Below are 18,567 nucleotides of genomic sequence, written 5' to 3' on the forward strand. Positions count from 1 at the left end.
TGGCTCCAGGCAACGAATAAGGGCGACCCATGGGTCGCCCTTTTCATTTGGCCAATGCTTATGCAGCGCTGAACAACTTGTGCGGATCAATCACAAACTTCTTCGGCACACCCGCATCGAACTCGCCATACCCGCGTGGCGCATCATCCAGGCTGATCACCTGCACACCGACGATTTCGGCGATGTTGATACGGTCCCACATGATCGCCTGCATCAGTTGACGGTTGTACTTCATCACGGGCGTCTGCCCGGTATGGAAGCTGTGGGATTTGGCCCAGCCCAGACCAAAGCGGATGCTCAGGCTGCCCATTTTCGCGGCGGCATCGACCGCACCTGGATCTTCAGTCACGTACAGACCTGGGATACCGATCTTGCCCGCCACGCGCACCACGCCCATCAGCGAGTTGAGCACCGTGGCAGGGGCTTCGGCCTTGACGCCGTCGTGGCCGTGGCCGCGTGCTTCAAAGCCCACGCAGTCAACGGCGCAGTCCACCTCCGGCTCGCCGAGCAACGCGGCGATCTGTTCGTGCAGCGGGGTGTCAGTGGACAGGTCGACCACTTCAAAACCCTGGGCCTTGGCGTGGGCCAGACGGATCGAGTTGACGTCGCCGATGATCACCACCGCTGCACCCAGCAAGCGAGCGGAGGCGGCAGCCGCCAGACCCACCGGGCCGGCACCGGCGATATAGACAGTGCTGCCTGGGCCGACGCCGGCAGTAACAGCGCCGTGGTAGCCGGTGGGCAGGATGTCGGAGAGGCAGGTCAGGTCACGGATTTTCTCCATGGCCTTGTCGCGATCCGGCAGTTTCAGCAGGTTGAAGTCGGCGTACGGCACCAGCACGTACTCGGCCTGGCCACCGGTCCAGTCGCCCATGTCGACGTAGCCATAGGCACCACCGGCACGGGCCGGGTTGACGGTCAGGCACACGCCGGTGTGTTGTTCCTTGCACGAGCGGCAGCGCCCGCAAGCAACGTTGAACGGCACGGAGACCAGGTCACCGATTTTCAGGTTCTCTACGTCGCTGCCCTTCTCGATCACTTCACCGGTGATTTCATGCCCCAGCACCAGGCCGGTCTGGGCCGTGGTGCGGCCGCGCACCATGTGTTGGTCGGAGCCGCAGATGTTGGTGGAGACCACGCGCAGGATGACGCTGTGCTCAATCTTCCTGCCGCGCGGGTCCTGCATTTTGGGATAGTCGATTTTCTGTACTTCGACCTTGCCGTTGCCGAGATACACGACACCACGATTACCAGACATGCTTTCACCTCGCTGTTGTTTTTATGGAACTGCGTTGCCCTTGGGGCAGCGCGTTAAGTGCTCGGGTACAGATGCTGTTTCTTGTGTTGCTTGTAAGGGCCTCATCGCAGGCAAGCCAGCTCCCACCGTGGATCGGGTTCACACATCCAGGAATGTGGGAGCTGGCTTGCCTGCGACAGCGATCTAGAGAACGACGGTGCGATTGGCATTCAGGAACACCCGCCGCTCGATGTGATACCCCACCGCCCGCGCCAATGTGAGCCCTTCGATATCCCGCCCCTTGGCAATCAAATCTTCGGGATAGTGGCTGTGATCCACCACCTCCACGCCTTGGGCGATGATCGGCCCTTCATCCAGATCGTTGTTGATGTAATGCGCCGTGGCGCCCACCAATTTCACGCCCTTGTTGTACGCCTGGTGATAGGGCTTGGCGCCCTTGAAGCCCGGCAGCAACGAGTGGTGAATGTTGATGGCCTTGCCGTCCAGCTTGCGGCACAGCTCTGGTGACAGCACTTGCATGTAGCGCGCAAGGATCACCAATTCGGCGCCGGTGTCTTCAATCACCTGCCACACCTGACGTTCCTGGGACGGTTTATCGTTGGGGTCCAGTGGGAAATGGTAGTAGGGAATCTGGTGCCAGTCGGCCAACGGTTTGAGATCAGGGTGGTTGGACACCACCGCGACCACGTCCATCGACAATTGGCCGATGCGCTGGCGATACAGCAGGTCGTTCAGGCAGTGATCGGCCTTGGAGACCATGATCACCACTTTGGGCCGGTAGTTCGGCGCCGTCAGTTCGAAGATCATGCCAAACGCTTCACCACGGGTCGCCAGACCTGCGCGAAAGGCTTGCTCGTCGAAACCGTCGGGCTGGCGGAACTCCACACGAATGAAAAACCGGCCAGAAAGGCGGTCATCGAACGAATGGTGCTCGGTGACGTAACAGCCCTGCTCGAACAGGTAGCGGGTGACCGCGTCCACCGTGCCGAGCACGCTTGGGCAGTCGGCGGTCAAAATCCATGTATCGGGTGCGCGGCTCATGGGTCACTCCTCAGGCTGATCGTTCCCACGCTTTGCGTGGGAATGCCGCCATGGACGCTCTGCGTCCGCTTTTGGGACGCGGGGCGTCCCGGTATGCATTCCCACGCGGAGCGTGGGAATGATCATCATGCGACAACGCTCAGGCCGAACTCAGCCGAGGCATCCTGCAACCACAACCACCAGTAATCCGAGAAGCTGCGGCGGATCAGCAGTTCCCAGGTGTCTTCAGCCGTATGACGGATCACCAGTTGCGACTTGGCGAACACCGTACCCACGGCTTTGCCAACCGGAAAGTTGTTGGGGTGTACGTCGTAGCTGGTGGACTTCATCAGCACATCGCGCACGTTAGGGCCGCTCAGTTCAAGAATCTGCTGGCCGCCGCTGACGTTGACGATCTGAATATGCAGGTCGCCCAGGGCGGCACGCAGGTTCTGTTCGGCGGCGAATTCTTCACCGCTCGGCACGATCAACAGCCACTCGTCCGGGCCGAGCCACTGAAGGCTGGTTTCACCTTTGAAGACCACACTCAACGGGCCGGGCAGTTCAATGCCGACGGCCTTGTGTACGCCAGCGGCGAAGGCGGCGTCGTGGCCATCGCCACGGATAGTCAGGTGGCCGAGGAGTTTCTTTTCACGCACGGTCACGCCGGCATTCTTGCGGCCCTTGCCGACCAGGCTGGCGAGGTCGGCATGGTGCAGCGACGACTCGGCCTTGGCGCCGGTGGTGGGGCGTTGTTGGTAAACATTGGCTGCTGTCATAAAGCACCTGTTCTGAATTCTGTTGATCGTTCCCACGCTCTGCGTGGGAATGCCGCCATGGACGCTCTGCGTCCGCCCTTGGGGCGCAGAGCGCCCCGGAATGCATTCCCACGCAGAGCGTGGGAACGATCAGGTGTCAGACGTTCTGCCGATCACCTTTGGGGTCAAAGAACACCGAAGACACAATCTCGGCTTCGATCACGCTGCCATCCGCTTGCGGCGAGAACACTCGCTCACCGATGCGCTTCAAGCCGCCCTTCACCACACCCATGGCAAACGAATAGCCCAGGGAGTTATGCGCATAACTTGAGGTAACGTGACCCACCATCTTCATCGGAATCGTCTGCTTCGGATCGAACACCAACTGCGCGCCTTCCGGCAGCCACACGTTCGGGTCGATCGGCTTGAGCCCCACCAACTGCTTGCGCTCTTCACGCACGCAGTCTTCACGGTTCATCCCGCGCCAGCCGATCCACGAGAACGGCTTGGTCCGGCCAACGCACCAGCCCATGTTCAGGTCGTCCGGGGTCATCGAGCCGTCGGTGTCTTGCCCGACGATGATGAAGCCCTTCTCGGCGCGCAGTACGTGCATGGTCTCGGTGCCGTACGGGGTCAGGTTGTACTGTTTGCCGGCCTCGACGATTTTTTCCAGCACGCCCATGGCGTAGTCGGCCTGCACGTTGACCTCATACGACAACTCACCGGTAAACGAGATACGGAACACCCGTGCCGGCACGCCACCCACAAGGCCTTCCTTCCAGGTCATGAACGGGAAGCCGTCCTTGTCCAGGTCGATGTCGGTGACTTCACTGAGCAGCTTGCGGCTGTTGGGGCCCGACAGGGTCATGGTTGCCCAATGGTCGGTGACCGAGGTGAAGTACACCTTGAGGTCCGGCCATTCGGTCTGCTGGTAGATTTCCAGCCACTGCAGCACGCGGGCGGCGCCGCCGGTGGTGGTGGTCATCAGGAAGTGGTTGTCGGCCAGACAGGCAGTGACGCCGTCGTCGAAGACCATGCCGTCTTCCTTGCACATCAGGCCGTAGCGCGCCTTGCCCACGTCGAGCTTGGTCCAGGCGTTGGTGTAGATACGGTTGAGGAACTCGCGGGCATCCGGGCCCTGAATGTCAATCTTGCCGAGGGTGGACGCGTCCAGCAGGCCGACACTGGCACGCACGGCCAGGCATTCGCGCTTCACCGCGGCGTGCAGGTCTTCACCGTTGCGCGGGAAATACCATGGGCGTTTCCACTGGCCGACGTCCTCAAACTCGGCGCCGTTCTTCACGTGCCAGGCTTGCAGGGCGGTGTAGCGCACCGGCTCGAAGATATGCCCACAGTGACGGCCCGCTACGGCGCCGAACGTCACCGGCGTGTAGTTGGGGCGGAACATGGTGGTGCCCATCTGCGGGATAGTCACGTTCAACGAACGGGCCGCGATGGCTAGGCCGTTGACGTTACCCAGCTTGCCCTGGTCGGTGCCGAAGCCCAGCGCGGTGTAGCGTTTGACGTGTTCCACCGACTCGAAACCTTCGCGGGTCGCGAGTTCGATGGCGGCCGCGGTGACGTCATTCTGAAGGTCGACAAATTGCTTCGGCGCCCGTGCAGTGGCTTTTTCGTGGGGCACCTGGAACAGCGCCAGGGTCGGTTCTTCCAGACGGCTCAAGGCTTTTGGCAGCGTGCCTTCAACCGGGGCAAAACCGGCTTCGCTGGCCGCACGCACGCCGCCTTCAAAGCCATCGGCGAGGGAATCGCCAAGGCCGTAGACACCGTTGATGCCGCCCACGCACACGCGTTTTTGCGGTGCTTCGCCCGGTACAAACCCGAGGATATCTTCACGCCAGGTCGGTTTGCCGCCCAAGTGCGAGGCCAGGTGCACCACCGGGCTGTAACCGCCGGAGCTGGCGACCAGGTCGCAGTCCAGCCACTCGCCGGGGCTGGTGACTTTATGCGCCTTGACGTCGATGGCTGCCACGCGGGCACCGGTCACGTGCTTACTGCCACGGGCCTCGATCACGGCGCTGCCGGTGAGGATGCGAATGCCTTTGGCGCGAGCTTCTTCAACCAGTGCCCCGCGTGGGTTGTGGCGCGCATCGGCCACCGCGACAACGGTGAGGCCCGCATCGAACCAATCCAGCGCAACGCGGTAGGCATGATCGTTGTTGGTCGACAGCAGCAGCTTTTTACCCGGTGCCACGCCGTAGCGACGCACGTAGGTAGACACCGCACCCGCGAGCATATTGCCCGGCACATCGTTGTTGCCGTACACCAGCGGACGCTCGCACGCACCGGTGGCCAGCACCACACGCTTGGCGCGTACGCGGTGAATACGCTGACGCACCACGCCAATCGGCGCACGGTCTCCCAGGTGGTCGGTCAGACGCTCGTGAATGGTCAGAAAGTTGTGGTCGTGGTAACCGTTGACGGTGGCGCGGGGCAGCAGCACCACGTCCGGCAGGGCTTTCAATTCGGCAATGACGCCGGCAACCCATTCAGTGGCGGGCTTGCCGTCGAGGCTTTCGCGGGAATCGAGCAGCGAACCACCGAACTCTTCCTGCTCGTCGGCGATGATCACCCGAGCACCGCTGCGCGCAGCGGCCAGCGCAGCCGCAAGGCCCGCAGGGCCTGCGCCCACGACCAGCACGTCGCAATGACGGTTGAAGTTGTCGTAGGTGTCCGGGTCGTTCTCGGTGGGCGAGCGGCCAAGGCCCGCCGCCTTGCGGATGTACTTCTCGTAGGTCATCCAGAACGATTGCGGGTACATGAAGGTTTTGTAGTAGAAACCCGGCGGCATCAGCTTGCCGCCGACCTTGCCGAGAATCCCCATCATGTCGTTGTTCACGCTCGGCCAGCCGTTGGTGCTGGTAGCAACCAAGCCCTGGTACAGCGCCTGTTGGGTGGCGCGCACGTTGGGGATCTGCGTGGCTTCGGTGGCGCCGATCTGCAGCACCGCGTTCGGCTCTTCGGCGCCCGCGGCAAAGATGCCCCGTGGGCGCGAATATTTGAAGCTGCGGCCAATGATGTCGACACCGTTGGCCAGCAGGGCGGCAGCCAGGGTGTCGCCTTCAAAGCCCTTGTAGCTCTGACCGTTGAACGTAAACGTCAGGACTTTATTACGGTCGATGCGGCCACCGTTGGACAGGCGATTGATCTGGCTCATACCTTCTCTCCAGAGGCCTTGGCGGTGAACTGAGGCTTCTCACCGATCTTGTAGGTTTCAAGAATTTCGTAGGTCACAGTGTCGCGGGTGGCGTTGAAATACTGGCGGCAACCGGCGGCATGGATCCACAGTTCGTGGTGCAGGCCGCGCGGGTTATCGCGAAAGAACATGTAGTCGCCCCACTGCTCGTCGGTGCAGGCATTCGGGTCTAGCGGGCGCGGGATGTGCGCTTGGCCGGACGCGTGGAATTCCTCTTCGGAGCGCAGTTCGCCACAGTGAGGACAGAAGATATGCAACATAGGGAATTTCTCCTGTTAGTGGGCGACGGCCGCAGCGCCGTGTTCGTCGATCAACGCACCGTTGTGGAAACGGTCGATGGAAAAAGGTGCGGCCAGTGGGTGCATTTCACCCTTGGCCAGGCTGGCGGCAAACACGTTGCCTGAGCCTGGGGTGGCCTTGAAGCCGCCCGTACCCCAACCGCAGTTGAAGAACATGTTCGGTACCGGGGTCTTGGAGATGATCGGGCAGGCATCCGGCGTGGTGTCGACGATGCCGCCCCACTGGCGGTTCATGCGCACCCGTGACAGCACCGGGAACATCTCGACGATGGCCTGGATGGTGTGCTCGATCACCGGGTACGAACCGCGCTGGCCGTAACCGTTGTAGCCGTCGATACCGGCGCCGATCACCAGGTCGCCCTTGTCGGATTGGCTGATGTAACCGTGCACGGCGTTGGACATGATCACGCTGTCGATAATCGGCTTGATCGGCTCCGACACCAGGGCTTGCAGCGGGTGGGATTCGATCGGCAGGCGGAAGCCCGCCAGCGAAGCCATGTGCCCGGAATTACCGGCAGTCACCACACCGACACGCTTGGCGCCGATAAAGCCCTTGTTGGTTTCCACGCCGATGCACACGCCGTTTTCCTTGCGGAACCCGATCACTTCGGTCTGCTGGATCAGGTCCACGCCCAAGGCATCGGCAGCACGGGCAAAGCCCCAGGCCACGGCATCGTGACGGGCCACGCCGCCGCGACGTTGCACGGTGGCGCCGAGCACCGGGTAGCGGGTGTTCTTCGAGCAATCCAGGTACGGAATCTCGTCGGCCACTTGCTGGGCATTCAGCAGCTCGCCGTCCACACCGTTGAGGCGGTTGGCACTCACGCGGCGCTCGGAATCACGGATGTCCTGCAGGGTGTGGCACAGGTTGTACACGCCACGCTGGGAGAACATCACGTTGTAGTTCAGGTCCTGGGACAAACCTTCCCAGAGTTTCATGGCGTGTTCGTACAGGTGCGCCGACTCGTCCCACAGGTAGTTGGAACGCACGATGGTGGTGTTGCGCGCGGTGTTACCGCCGCCCAGCCAGCCTTTCTCGACCACCGCCACGTTGGTGATGCCGTGTTCCTTGGCCAGGTAGTAAGCGGTCGCCAGACCATGCCCGCCGCCGCCGACGATGACCACGTCGTAGACCTTTTTAGGGGTCGGCGTGCGCCACATCTTCTGCCAGTTTTCGTGATGGCTGAGGGAGTGCTTGAAGAGGCCGAAGCCTGAGTAGCGTTGCATAGTCATTACTCCAAAACCGCGCTCAGCGATAAACCGGGAAATCAGCGCACAGGGCAGACACGTGCTTGGCCACGTTGGCCTCGACATCGGCGTCGCCGAGGTTGTCGAGGATGTCGCAGATCCAGCCGGCCAGCTCGATGCATTGCGGCACTTTGAAGCCACGGGTGGTCACCGCCGGGGTGCCGATGCGCAGGCCCGAGGTCACGAACGGCGACTGCGGGTCATTCGGCACCGCGTTTTTGTTGACGGTGATGTGGGCGCGACCCAGAGCGGCATCCGCCTCTTTGCCGGTGAGGCCTTGGCGGATCAGGCTGACCAGGAACAGGTGGTTGTCGGTGCCGCCGGAGACCACATCGTAGCCACGCTTGATGAACACTTCGGCCATGGCCTGAGCGTTATCGATCACTTGCTGCTGGTACGCCTTGAAGCCGGGCTCGAGCGCTTCCTTGAAGCACACGGCCTTGCCGGCGATCACGTGCATCAGCGGGCCGCCCTGGGCGCCGGGGAATACCGCAGCGTTGAGTTTCTTTTCGATTTCTTCGTTGGCCTTGGCCAGGATCAGGCCGCCCCGTGGACCGCGCAGGGTTTTGTGGGTGGTGGTGGTGACCACGTCGGCGTAAGGCAGCGGGTTCGGGTACAGGCCAGCGGCAACCAGGCCGGCAACGTGGGCCATGTCGACGAACAGCAGCGCGCCTACCTTGTCGGCGATCTGACGGAAGCGTGGGAAATCCAGGGTCTTGGAGTAGGCCGAGAACCCTGCCACGACCATCTTCGGCTTGTGCTCGACCGCCAGGCGCTCGACTTCGTCGTAGTCGATCAGGCCCGTGTCGGTATTGATGCCGTATTGCACCGCGTTGTACAGCTTGCCCGAGGACGACACTTTGGCGCCGTGGGTCAGGTGACCGCCGTGGGCCAGGCTCATGCCCAGGATGGTGTCGCCGGCATTGATCAGCGCCAGGTACACGGCGCTGTTGGCGGAGGAACCGGAGTGCGGTTGCACGTTGGCGTAATCGGCGCCGAACAGCTGCTTGGCGCGTTCGATGGCCAGGGCTTCGACCTTGTCCACATGTTCGCAGCCGCCGTAGTAGCGCTTGCCCGGGTAGCCTTCGGCGTATTTGTTGGTAAGGCCACTGCCTTGAGCTTCCATCACGCGCTTGCTGGTGTAGTTCTCCGACGCGATCAGCTCGATATGATCTTCCTGGCGCTGCTCCTCGGCATTCATCGCCGCCAGCAGTGCGTCGTCATATCCCTGGATCTGGTCTTGTTTGCTGAACATCGCGTCTCTCCCAGCCTTTCGTATTGTTGAGGCCCTCGCAGGACCCTTTGATGCGATGGTAGGGCTGGCGCGTGCGGGCCAAATGCCTGCGCACGCCACGCAAAGGTGCGTTTACGACATGGACTGAAGAATGTGCAAACGCTTGTGTGGGAGCTGGCTTGCCTGCGATGGCATCGCTGCGGTGCAACTGGCAGACCAAGGTGTGTGCATCGCAGGCAAGCCAGCTCCCACAGGGGTTAGGCGATGATCTGGCGGATGAGTAGCAGCAGCAAGAAATGCAGTGGATATAAGGCATAGGCCCAACGCCGCATCGCTGGTGGCGAGACATTTTTGGCATGTCGCAACAAGACCAAACCCACCCATGGCGCAATCAGGCATGTTGCCAACCCCAACAGCGCCACCGGTGTGCCGCTATTCAGCAAAATCTGCCATTGGTTGGCGGCAACACAAACCAAGCCTGGAAGCACACTGAAATACCAAGGGCGACTGAACACCAGCAACATCGCCACAGGCAGCAACACACCGAAAAAACCGAACATCAAATGTGTCGCAAACGCCCCCGCGATACTGAGCGCTAACAGCGCTAATCCTCGATCAAAAAGCGCCTTTTGCTGCCAACCTCGGGCAACCAGCAAACCTAACACCAAAGTCGGCAGCACATTCAACGTATCGGCGTCCTCGATAAATAGCCGATACGGCACTTCGCTGATCACGCTGAACAACAGCAACCAACCCAGGTAGCGCCAATGGCCGGTCACTGGGACGTAACGGACACGATGCACATTGGCCGCAATCGCCAGGCAAAACCATGGAAACGCCAGACGCCCCGGCACGTATAGCCCATCCAGGCTCAGCCCCACATAGCGCAGGTGATCGAGCACCATACTCAACAGCGCCAACCACTTGAGCAGATCCAAAGCGCCATCTCGGACAGGTCCGACAGGCAAGGTGTGAGTACCGTGCATAATTCCCCAACGACTTTGCATTTACAGTGCGTGCGTGCCCCCGGCAATCTTGGGTAAAGTGCGCACCAACATCGACCACAGGAACGGGCCATGACCGACAAGAGCCAACAATTTGCCAGCGACAACTATTCCGGCATCTGCCCGGAAGCCTGGGCCGCCATGGAACAAGCCAACCAGGGCCATCAACGCGCCTACGGCGATGATGAATGGACCCACCGCGCCGCCGACGGTTTCCGCAATCTGTTCGAGACCGACTGCGAGGTGTTCTTCGCCTTCAACGGTACGGCTGCCAACTCCCTGGCGCTGTCCTCGTTGTGCCAGAGCTACCATAGCGTGATTTGCTCGGAAACCGCCCACGTCGAAACCGACGAATGCGGCGCGCCGGAGTTTTTCTCCAACGGCTCCAAACTGCTGGTTGCCCGTACCGAGAACGGCAAGCTGACCCCGGAGTCGATCCGCGAAATCGCCCTCAAGCGCCAGGATATCCATTATCCCAAGCCGCGCGTCGTGACCCTGACCCAGGCCACCGAAGTCGGCAGCGTGTACACCCCGGAAGAAATCCGCGCCATCAGCGCCACCTGCAAGGAACTGGGACTGAACCTGCACATGGACGGCGCACGCTTCGCCAATGCCTGTGCATTCCTGGGCTGCTCACCGGCCGACCTGACCTGGAAAGCCGGCGTCGACGTGCTGTGCTTTGGTGGTACCAAAAACGGCATGGCGGTAGGTGAAGCCATCCTGTTCTTCAATCACAAACTGGCTGAAGACTTTGACTACCGCTGCAAACAGGCCGGTCAGTTGGCGTCGAAAATGCGCTTCCTTTCTGCGCCATGGGTGGGCCTGCTGGAAAATGACGCGTGGCTCAAGCATGCACGCCACGCCAACCATTGCGCGCAATTGCTCAGCAGCCTGGTGTCGGATATTCCCGGCGTGGAATTGATGTTCCCGGTACAGGCCAACGGCGTGTTCCTGCAACTCTCGGAACCCGCGATTGCAGCGCTGACCGCCAAGGGCTGGCGCTTCTACACCTTCATCGGCAAAGGCGGTGCGCGCTTCATGTGTGCGTGGGATACCGAGGAAGAGCGTGTGAGGGAATTGGCTGCCGATATTCGGGAAGTAATGAACGCTTAACGTACGAATTCGGCCAGTTGGTACTGGCCGATTGCCGAGACTGTTTTTTGATATTTCCGACCGCTACGTAGCTCGCTTTCATTGTCTAGCCTCTTGTTACCCGCAAGGAAAACGCAGCGATAACTGCCGCCTTTCGGGTTTCATCGCCAGCCGAATAATCGGCCGCAAAGGCACATCAATGGAGAGTTTTATCATGGAATATCAAAGTAATGGCAACACACTGCAAAGCGGCGGCGGCACTAGCACCACGGTCATAGACTGGGACGAGTTCAGGAAACACGCCAAGATCGGGGACACCATTCAGGAGCCCTCAAGGACGTTGACCATCTACGACAAAGCCTACGAATTGACAAACTCAGGCCAGCACTTCGTTGTTCATATCTATGCCCAATAACTGTTAACGCCTAAGCGCCGCGTCGCAGATTCATGGCCTGCGACGCGACGCTGAATCATGATCGTTCCCGCGCTCCGCGTGGGAATGCCTCCTCGGACGCTCCGCGTCCACCCGAAATCAAGGATGAACACGTGGGCAGAAGCCGCTATGTCATCACCGAACCCGAAAAACCCCACTTCCTCACCTGCACTGTCATGGAATGGCTCCCCCTCTTCACCTGCAACTACCTGGTGGACCATCTTCTGGATTGCTGGCGATATCAACAAAGCAACCACGCTTTAAACTTGTTTGGTTACGTCATCCTGGAAAATCACTTGCACTTTATTGCTCAAGCGCCAGATCTGGGAAAGTGCGTCAGCCAATTCAAATCCTTCACCGCCCGAACCATCATTGACGACCTGCAAAGCAAAGGCGCGGAGCGGGTATTGCAGCGCCTGCGTTTCTGCAAGCGTGCACATAAGACAGATCGTGTTTATCAACTGTGGCAGGAAGGCTCACATGCGCAATTGGTTTACAGCGAGGCAGTCATGCGCCAGAAGCTTGATTACATCCATCACAACCCCATAAAGCGAGGCTATGTGGACCTGGCTGAACACTGGCGTTACTCCAGCGCGCGCAACTATGCAGGTATGCCAGGCCTGATCGACATCCAACCTTGGCTCTGAAGATCCGCGTGCCCCTTCCCTTACGACGGGACGCGGAGCGTCCCAGGTGGCGTTACCACGCAGAGCGTGGGAACGAGCATGTGCCTGCTGCCGGGAAGATCGCTCCCGCGCTCCGCGTGGGAATGCAGCCCGTGACGCTCCGCGTCACACCCTCAATGCGGCCGGACGCGGAGCGTCCTGGGCGGCGTCACCACGCAGAGCGTGGGAACGAGCATGTGCCTGCTGCCGGGAAGATCGTTCCCCGCGCTCCGCGTGGGAATGCAGCCCGTGACGCTCCGCGTCACACCCTCAATGCGGCCGGACGCGGAGCGTCCCAGGTGGCGTTACCACGCAGAGCGTTGGGAACGAGTATGTGCCTGCTGCCGGGAAGATCGTTCCCGCGCTCCGCGTGGGAATGCAGCCCCGTGACGCTCCGCGTCACACCCTCAACGCGGCCGGACGCGGAGCGTCCTGGGCGGCGTTACCACGCAGAGCGTTGGGAACGAGCAGATCAGAATTCGATGCGTACATCACCCTTCGGCACACTGCAGCACGACAGGATGTAGCCTTCAGCCTCGTCTTCTTCGGTAATCCCGCCGTTGTGCTCCATCTCCACTTCGCCGCCCAGTTTCATCACCTTGCACGTACCGCAGATGCCCATGCCGCAGGCCTTGGGGATCAGCAGGCCGAGCTTGGCCGCCGCGGCATGCACCGTTTCCCCCGGTGCCACGCGAATGCTTTTGCCGGACGCGATAAATTCCACTTGATGCAGGTCTGCCAGGTCGATCTCCGGCGCATCCGCCGCTTGCTCGGCCTGCTCCACCGCATCGGCACGGGCTTCGGGCGGCGTCGCGCCAAACGATTCCTCGTGATAACGCGTCATGTCGAAACCGGCAACTTCCAGCAAACGCTTCACCGCGTTCATGTACGGCGTAGGGCCGCAGCAGAACACTTCGCGCTCCAGGAAGTCCGGCACCATCAGCTCCAGCATCTTGTGGTTCAGATAGCCGCGATACCCGGCCCAGGGTTCGCCCAGGCCGTGTTTTTCGCAAATCAGGTGCAGGCTGAAGTTGTCGATCCGCGACGCCATGTGCTCCAGCTCGCGGTGATAGATGATGTCCTTGGGCGAGCGGGCGCTGTGGATAAACGTCATGTCGACGTTCGCGTTGGTGTCGTAAAACCAGCGCGCCATGGACATGACCGGCGTGATCCCAACGCCGCCGCTGAGGTACAGCACTTTCGGGCTTGGGAAGTCGATGGCATTGAACAGCCCGACCGGGCCGTGCACCGCCAACTCCTGGCCTTCGTGCAAAGTGTCGTGCAGCCAATTGGAAACCCGGCCGCCCGGTACGCGCTTGATGGTCACCGAGAAGCTGTAAGGCACCGACGGTGAGCTGGAAATGGTGTACGAACGCATGATCGGCTGGCCTTCGATTTCCAGCTCCAGGGTGACGAATTGCCCCGGCTTGAAAAAGAACAGGATCGGCTGATCGGCCATAAAACAGAAGGTGCGCACATCCCAGGTTTCCTGGATGACTTTGACGCAGCGGACGATGTGCCGACCATTGGCCCAGGTCTGGGTGGTTACCGGATTCAGGAAATTATTGGACATGTTGTTCTCCACCGCCGACGTCGGCCTTATGGTGGCGATTCTGCGTAACGCGAGAACCACCCATTTACCTATCTGCGACATTCACATACTTACGGCGACCAGCCCCCAAAGACAGGGGCTTGCGCGTCGGGATCAGATTGGGCCATGTCGCCCATGGATAAGGTTCGACGTTACGCCGGGCCCACACTCGCTCCCAACAAAGACGCGTTCTTTACGCCTTGCACAGCACCAACCGTAGCCACTATTCGCCGGCCACACAGAATGGCCATGAGGACACACACGATGGACGTCACCGCAACCTTAAGCTTGGGCGATCCGCTGGAACCCGCACGCAAGGCCACCGCGCAAATGCTGCAAGAGCGCGAGCGCACTTTTTCGCTGCCGCAGCCGTTCTACTCTGATGAGCGGCTGTTCGATATCGACATGCAGGAGATCTTCCAGAAAGAGTGGTTGATCGCCGGCATGACCTGCGAAATTCCTACCAAGGGCAACTACCTGACCCTGCAAGTGGGCAAGAACCCAATCATCGTGATCCGGGGTGCCGATGGCGTGGTGCATGCGTTTCACAACGTGTGCCGCCACCGTGGTTCGCGCTTGTGCACCAGCGAAAAGGGCAAGGTCGCCAAGCTGGTTTGCCACTACCACCAGTGGACCTACGAGCTGGACGGCCGCCTGCTGTTCGCCGGCACCGAGATGGGCGCCGATTTCGACATGAAGCAGTACGGTTTGAAGCCGGTGAACGTGAAGACCGCTGGCGGCTATATCTTTATCAGCCTGGCCAAAAACCCGCCGGCCATCGATGACTTCCTATCGACGCTCAGCCATTACATGGAGCCCTACGACATGGAGAACACCAAGGTGGCGATCCAGACCACCTTGTTCGAAAAAGCCAACTGGAAGCTGGTGCTGGAAAACAACCGCGAGTGCTACCACTGCAACGCCTCGCACCCGGAACTGCTGAAAACCCTGCTGGAATGGGACGACGTTACCGACCCACGTGCCGACCAGGCGTTCAAGGACCACGTAGCCGCCTCCGCCGCCGCCTGGGATGCCGAGAAGATCCCTTACGCCCACGCCAGCTTCGGCCTGCGTAACCGGATTGTGCGCATGCCGCTACTCAAGGGCACCGTGTCGATGACCCTGGATGGCAAACAAGGTTGTGCCAAGCTCATGGGCCGCATCAAGAACCCGGACCTGGGCTCGATGCGCATCCTGCACCTGCCGCACTCCTGGAACCACTGCATGGGCGACCACATCATTGTGTTCACCGTGTGGCCCATCAGCGCCCAGGAAACCATGGTTACCACCAAGTGGATCGTGCACAAGGACGCCGTGGAAGGCGTGGACTACGACGTGGAACGCATGCGCCAGGTGTGGGACGCCACCAACGACCAGGACCGCCGCCTGGCCGAAGAGAACCAGCGCGGGATCAACTCCACCGCCTACCAACCCGGCCCGTACTCCAAGACCTATGAATTTGGCGTGGTGAATTTTGTGGATTGGTACAGCGAGCGCATGCTGAGCAACCTGGGTGCGGCGCCGGCGCCTTATCTCAAAGGCGTAGCTGCTCACGAATAACGCTTGTTTGGGAGCGGGCTTGCCCGCGATGGCATGGTGTCTGTCAAAGTCTGTATTGGCTGATAGACCGCTATCGCAGGCAAGCCAGCTCCCACATTAGGACAGATTAGCTGTTCAAAATTCGATCAGCTCTGATACAGCCCTTTACCACCCTGCCCTCCAGCCTTTACCCAACAACTTATCCACAAAGCCACCCACAGCAATTGTGGGCAATTGCGTCGTGGACGAAAATTAAATCAAGAAAATCCGTGACTTATTCAAACTTCCGGGTTTCAGCTCAAGCTGATCATTTATTGATCAAACCTCCAAGAGCCTTGTTTGGCGTGGCTTGCAGCGGTAAGCGAACACCTTATCCACAGATGCGCCAACAGACTTTGGGGGCAACTTTGTCTGGGCTGTGGAAAACCACCTAAAGTCGCTATTTCCGCGGGTCATGAGACGTTTTAAGGGTTAAATACAGTGTTTTGGTGATTTTTTAACCAACCCTCTGTAGGCCTCGTATTACCTGGCCTACAACGGATAGCGAACATCTTATCCACAGATCCGCCAACAGACTTTGGGGGCAAGTTATAAAATCCGCTTAGCTTTATCCACAGCAAAACCCTAGAGAAAACCGCCACTTAGCCTGATCATTTTTCAGCCAATAGCGCACAGGCCTTTAAATACGTGCCCTGCGGACAAACACAAACACCTTATCCACAGGCACGTGCACAGCGATTGTGGGTAATTGCCCGCTTGTCCGTTCCTTGCGCGGAAACGCTCAAATTTAAACTTCATCTACACTCTTTCTTGCAGTTATATCCATTGGCCCAGGTGAGTACAGAAGTCCTTGGCGCAAAAGAGGAGATAGACCGGTGACGTGGCAGGGCAATCCCAGCCATCACCGCGCCAAAGGTTTTACGCTGATTGAATTACTACTGACGCTGGCCTCACTGGCCACGCTTTCGACAGTGGCTTATCCGCTGACGGCGCTGATGGGTCAACACATTCGGGAACTCGACTTGCAGCGTTCGCTGCGAGACATTCGCTATGCCATCGATGCTTACAAAACGCTAACAACACACTGAGCGTTCCAGCAGTTCGGAACTTGTTTGTCTGAATTGAAGGTGGACTAGAGCATGAATAATTTACAGCAACATACGAACGTTCTCATCAAGTGGCTGCTGGCAGCGGTGCTTCTGGCCCCCCTGTTGGTCATGGCACACGGTGCCGTCGATGAGCCGGTATCACGCCAGGTTCATTGCAAAGCGCTTCCAGATTTCTGGTCGGGAAACCCCAGCGATCCAGGATGCGCGGCGTTAGCCAAAACAAGCGGACAGTATCCAAGCCAGCAATGGAATGAAGTTGCCCATTTAATTGCTGCCCCGGGGTATAACGACCCGGAAATCGTTAAAAAAGCAGTTCCAGATGGGCAACTATGTTCAGCAGGTGACAAGAAGAAAGACGGCCTTAACTTGGTGTCAAATGATTGGTACCGGACGGACGTCACGCCTCACGACGGTAAAATGAACGTTCGCATCATCGGTACGGCCCCTCACGTCCCCAGTTTTGCAAAGGTATTCCTGACAAAACCTGGCTTTGATCCGACCACAGCACCGCTGACCTGGAATGATTTGGTCCTTATCCATACCGAGCAACTGACAGTCGCTCAAACCGACTGGGGCACCAGGCCGCCTGCCATTTCGTCTTCGGGGTACTTCAGATTTCCAGTGCCTATCCCTGCAGAACAATTCGGCAACGCGACCCTCTTCGTGCAATGGCAACGAATTGACCCGGCCGGGGAAGGATTCTACAACTGCAGTGATATCAATATTATCGGGGCAGGCGTTCCCGAGCGGTGGTTTGATCTGGGGCAATTCATCGATGCCGTCATGAAAGACCTCACCCCAGGAAACGCCGTTCACTTCCGTATTCTGGACAACACGCCACAAGCGAAAGAGGTCGTAGACATTACCCTGCCCATTGACGCAAACAATCTGGACGCGAAGATATGGGGCCCGCAACTGGCCAATCAAATCCCTTCAAGCATCGCCAAAGTAGGGGAAAAAGACGGCAATGACATTGTGTTCAACACGGCTGATCCGCAGGTCAATTCGGTATTCGTACAGGTCAAGGGTTACTCCAAGGCCATGGCGATAGTCGAAGCGGGCGGTGGGGAATACCCCGCGTACGTGCCGAACAAGAGCCCCCCTTACAAGCCACGTGACGTTGTATCTAACAAGGGCGCCAATTATGTGTGCAAACCCTACCCAAATAGCGGCTGGTGCTCGCAATCACCCAGCTATTACGAACCTGGTGTAGGCAGCCAATGGAACGATGCGTGGGATAAGAAAGACTGAGAAGTAAAATGTCTGTTGCGAGACAAACGCTGTGGTGTATACAGCGTTTGCCTCGCTATCTTTTCAGACGAGCTTAGCGAACCACGCCTTCCTCTATCAGCAACTTGAGAATCGCCTGCGCGCCCTCTTCGGCGCTGACGCCCTTGAGCACCTGCCCCCCACCCCCACTGGCCTTGGCTGTGGCAGCTTTCATACGATCGGCGCCGCTCTTGGCCTTGATCACCTTGAGGCGCTTGGGCCGCGGTTTGGCCGGTTGCAGCAGTGCGTCTGTGAATAACTCATCCTGTTCAATCTCGACGTCATGGGCTGCCAACTCACCCCGTTGCGCCGGGCCGTAGGCGCTCTGGCGTGGTTTGGGCGCGGCGTTATCCACAGTGGCAAGAAACGGCAGGCGCACCTTCAAGCGCCGCCGCTGGCCGCGAGGCAGCGCCTGCAGCACCAGGGCTACGCCGGCGTCGATGGACTCCACCTGCGCCAGCCCCACAATCAGCGGCCAGCCCAGTTGTTCGGCCAACAGGAACGGCAGCATCCCCGAACCTTCGCCGGTTTCTGCCTGGCTTCCGGTCAGCACCACTTGGGCGCCCGCGTCGCGCAGATACTCGCTGAGCACCGGCAACGCATCGGCGCCCGCCGGCTGTTCGAGTACCTGCAGTTGCGGCAGGCCCATGCCCAGGTAGCTGCGCAGGGTCGGCTCGCTGACATCACCCGCGTGCAGCACCTGCAACTTATCCCCAGCCAGTTGCAGCCCCAACTCTACCGCGCGCGCGTCCTGCTCGGCACGGCGTGGACGCCCGGAGGTGGGGTGAGCGCCGATGGACACCAGGCTGAATACAGTGTTGGTCATGGTCATAT

16 protein-coding genes are annotated in these 18,567 nt (G+C 59.7%); 6 read left to right on the forward strand and 10 right to left on the reverse strand.

Annotated elements, in window-relative coordinates:
• Window positions 1–58: 58 nt before the first annotated feature.
• From fdhA to MHH62_RS22060, 8 genes are all read right to left on the reverse strand, one after another.
• Window positions 59–1,258, reverse strand: a complete 1,200-nt coding sequence (fdhA, locus tag MHH62_RS22025) for a formaldehyde dehydrogenase, glutathione-independent (RefSeq protein ID WP_339231902.1) — start codon at window positions 1,256–1,258, stop codon at window positions 59–61.
• A gap of 183 nt (window positions 1,259–1,441) precedes the next feature.
• Complete coding sequence (purU, locus tag MHH62_RS22030) at window positions 1,442–2,299, reverse strand: formyltetrahydrofolate deformylase (RefSeq protein ID WP_014720231.1); 858 nt, start codon at window positions 2,297–2,299, stop codon at window positions 1,442–1,444.
• A 125-nt stretch (window positions 2,300–2,424) separates the two neighbouring features.
• Complete coding sequence (soxG, locus tag MHH62_RS22035; protein ID WP_014720232.1) at window positions 2,425–3,057, reverse strand: sarcosine oxidase subunit gamma family protein; 633 nt, start codon at window positions 3,055–3,057, stop codon at window positions 2,425–2,427.
• Window positions 3,058–3,193: 136 nt separating this feature from the next.
• Entirely contained in the window at window positions 3,194–6,211 is a 3,018-nt protein-coding gene (locus tag MHH62_RS22040; protein WP_198833696.1) for a sarcosine oxidase subunit alpha, read from the reverse strand.
• Window positions 6,208–6,510 carry a sarcosine oxidase subunit delta gene (locus MHH62_RS22045; RefSeq protein WP_003194855.1) on the reverse strand — a complete coding sequence of 101 codons (303 nt, stop codon included), beginning with the start codon at window positions 6,508–6,510 and terminating at the stop codon, window positions 6,208–6,210. Before MHH62_RS22045 ends, MHH62_RS22040 begins: the two co-directional genes overlap by 4 nt.
• A gap of 15 nt (window positions 6,511–6,525) precedes the next feature.
• Window positions 6,526–7,776 carry a sarcosine oxidase subunit beta gene (locus MHH62_RS22050; RefSeq protein ID WP_003176546.1) on the reverse strand — a complete coding sequence of 417 codons (1,251 nt, stop codon included), beginning with the start codon at window positions 7,774–7,776 and terminating at the stop codon, window positions 6,526–6,528.
• Window positions 7,777–7,798: 22 nt separating this feature from the next.
• Complete coding sequence (glyA, locus tag MHH62_RS22055; protein WP_017738444.1) at window positions 7,799–9,052, reverse strand: serine hydroxymethyltransferase; 1,254 nt, start codon at window positions 9,050–9,052, stop codon at window positions 7,799–7,801.
• Window positions 9,053–9,288: 236 nt separating this feature from the next.
• The gene (locus MHH62_RS22060; protein WP_014720234.1) at window positions 9,289–10,017 is read right to left on the reverse strand and encodes a TraX family protein; all 729 of its coding nucleotides are present in this window, start codon (window positions 10,015–10,017) and stop codon (window positions 9,289–9,291) included.
• Window positions 10,018–10,107: 90 nt separating this feature from the next.
• Between MHH62_RS22060 and MHH62_RS22065 the strand changes: the two genes are divergently transcribed.
• The 3 genes from MHH62_RS22065 (at window position 10,108) to MHH62_RS22075 (ending at window position 12,207) form a co-directional block, all read left to right on the forward strand.
• A complete protein-coding gene (locus tag MHH62_RS22065; RefSeq protein ID WP_014720235.1) occupies window positions 10,108–11,148 on the forward strand; it encodes a low specificity L-threonine aldolase in 1,041 nt (346 codons plus the stop codon).
• 193 nt (window positions 11,149–11,341) lie between these two features.
• The gene (locus tag MHH62_RS22070; RefSeq protein WP_014720236.1) at window positions 11,342–11,542 is read left to right on the forward strand and encodes a hypothetical protein; all 201 of its coding nucleotides are present in this window, start codon (window positions 11,342–11,344) and stop codon (window positions 11,540–11,542) included.
• A gap of 131 nt (window positions 11,543–11,673) precedes the next feature.
• Complete coding sequence (locus tag MHH62_RS22075) at window positions 11,674–12,207, forward strand: transposase (RefSeq protein WP_072435407.1); 534 nt, start codon at window positions 11,674–11,676, stop codon at window positions 12,205–12,207.
• Window positions 12,208–12,697: 490 nt separating this feature from the next.
• Here MHH62_RS22075 and gbcB read toward each other — a convergent pair whose 3' ends face one another.
• Window positions 12,698–13,798 carry a glycine-betaine demethylase subunit GbcB gene (gene gbcB / locus MHH62_RS22080; protein ID WP_014720237.1) on the reverse strand — a complete coding sequence of 367 codons (1,101 nt, stop codon included), beginning with the start codon at window positions 13,796–13,798 and terminating at the stop codon, window positions 12,698–12,700.
• Between the two features lie 282 nt (window positions 13,799–14,080).
• Between gbcB and gbcA the strand changes: the two genes are divergently transcribed.
• The 3 genes from gbcA (at window position 14,081) to MHH62_RS22095 (ending at window position 17,715) form a co-directional block, all read left to right on the forward strand.
• Window positions 14,081–15,376 carry a glycine-betaine demethylase subunit GbcA gene (gene gbcA, locus MHH62_RS22085; protein WP_032902310.1) on the forward strand — a complete coding sequence of 432 codons (1,296 nt, stop codon included), beginning with the start codon at window positions 14,081–14,083 and terminating at the stop codon, window positions 15,374–15,376.
• Between the two features lie 854 nt (window positions 15,377–16,230).
• On the forward strand, window positions 16,231–16,443 hold the full coding sequence (locus MHH62_RS22090) for a prepilin-type N-terminal cleavage/methylation domain-containing protein (RefSeq protein WP_014720239.1): 213 nt from the start codon (window positions 16,231–16,233) through the stop codon (window positions 16,441–16,443).
• 51 nt (window positions 16,444–16,494) lie between these two features.
• A complete protein-coding gene (locus tag MHH62_RS22095) occupies window positions 16,495–17,715 on the forward strand; it encodes a lytic polysaccharide monooxygenase (protein WP_339231905.1) in 1,221 nt (406 codons plus the stop codon).
• A 73-nt stretch (window positions 17,716–17,788) separates the two neighbouring features.
• Here the strand turns inward: MHH62_RS22095 and MHH62_RS22100 are convergent, their stop codons facing one another.
• On the reverse strand, window positions 17,789–18,565 hold the full coding sequence (locus tag MHH62_RS22100; protein ID WP_165901703.1) for an electron transfer flavoprotein subunit beta: 777 nt from the start codon (window positions 18,563–18,565) through the stop codon (window positions 17,789–17,791).
• Window positions 18,566–18,567 lie beyond the last annotated feature (2 nt).

The organism is Pseudomonas sp. FSL L8-0168 (assembly GCF_037976155.1).
GTDB lineage: Bacteria > Pseudomonadota > Gammaproteobacteria > Pseudomonadales > Pseudomonadaceae > Aquipseudomonas > Aquipseudomonas paracarnis.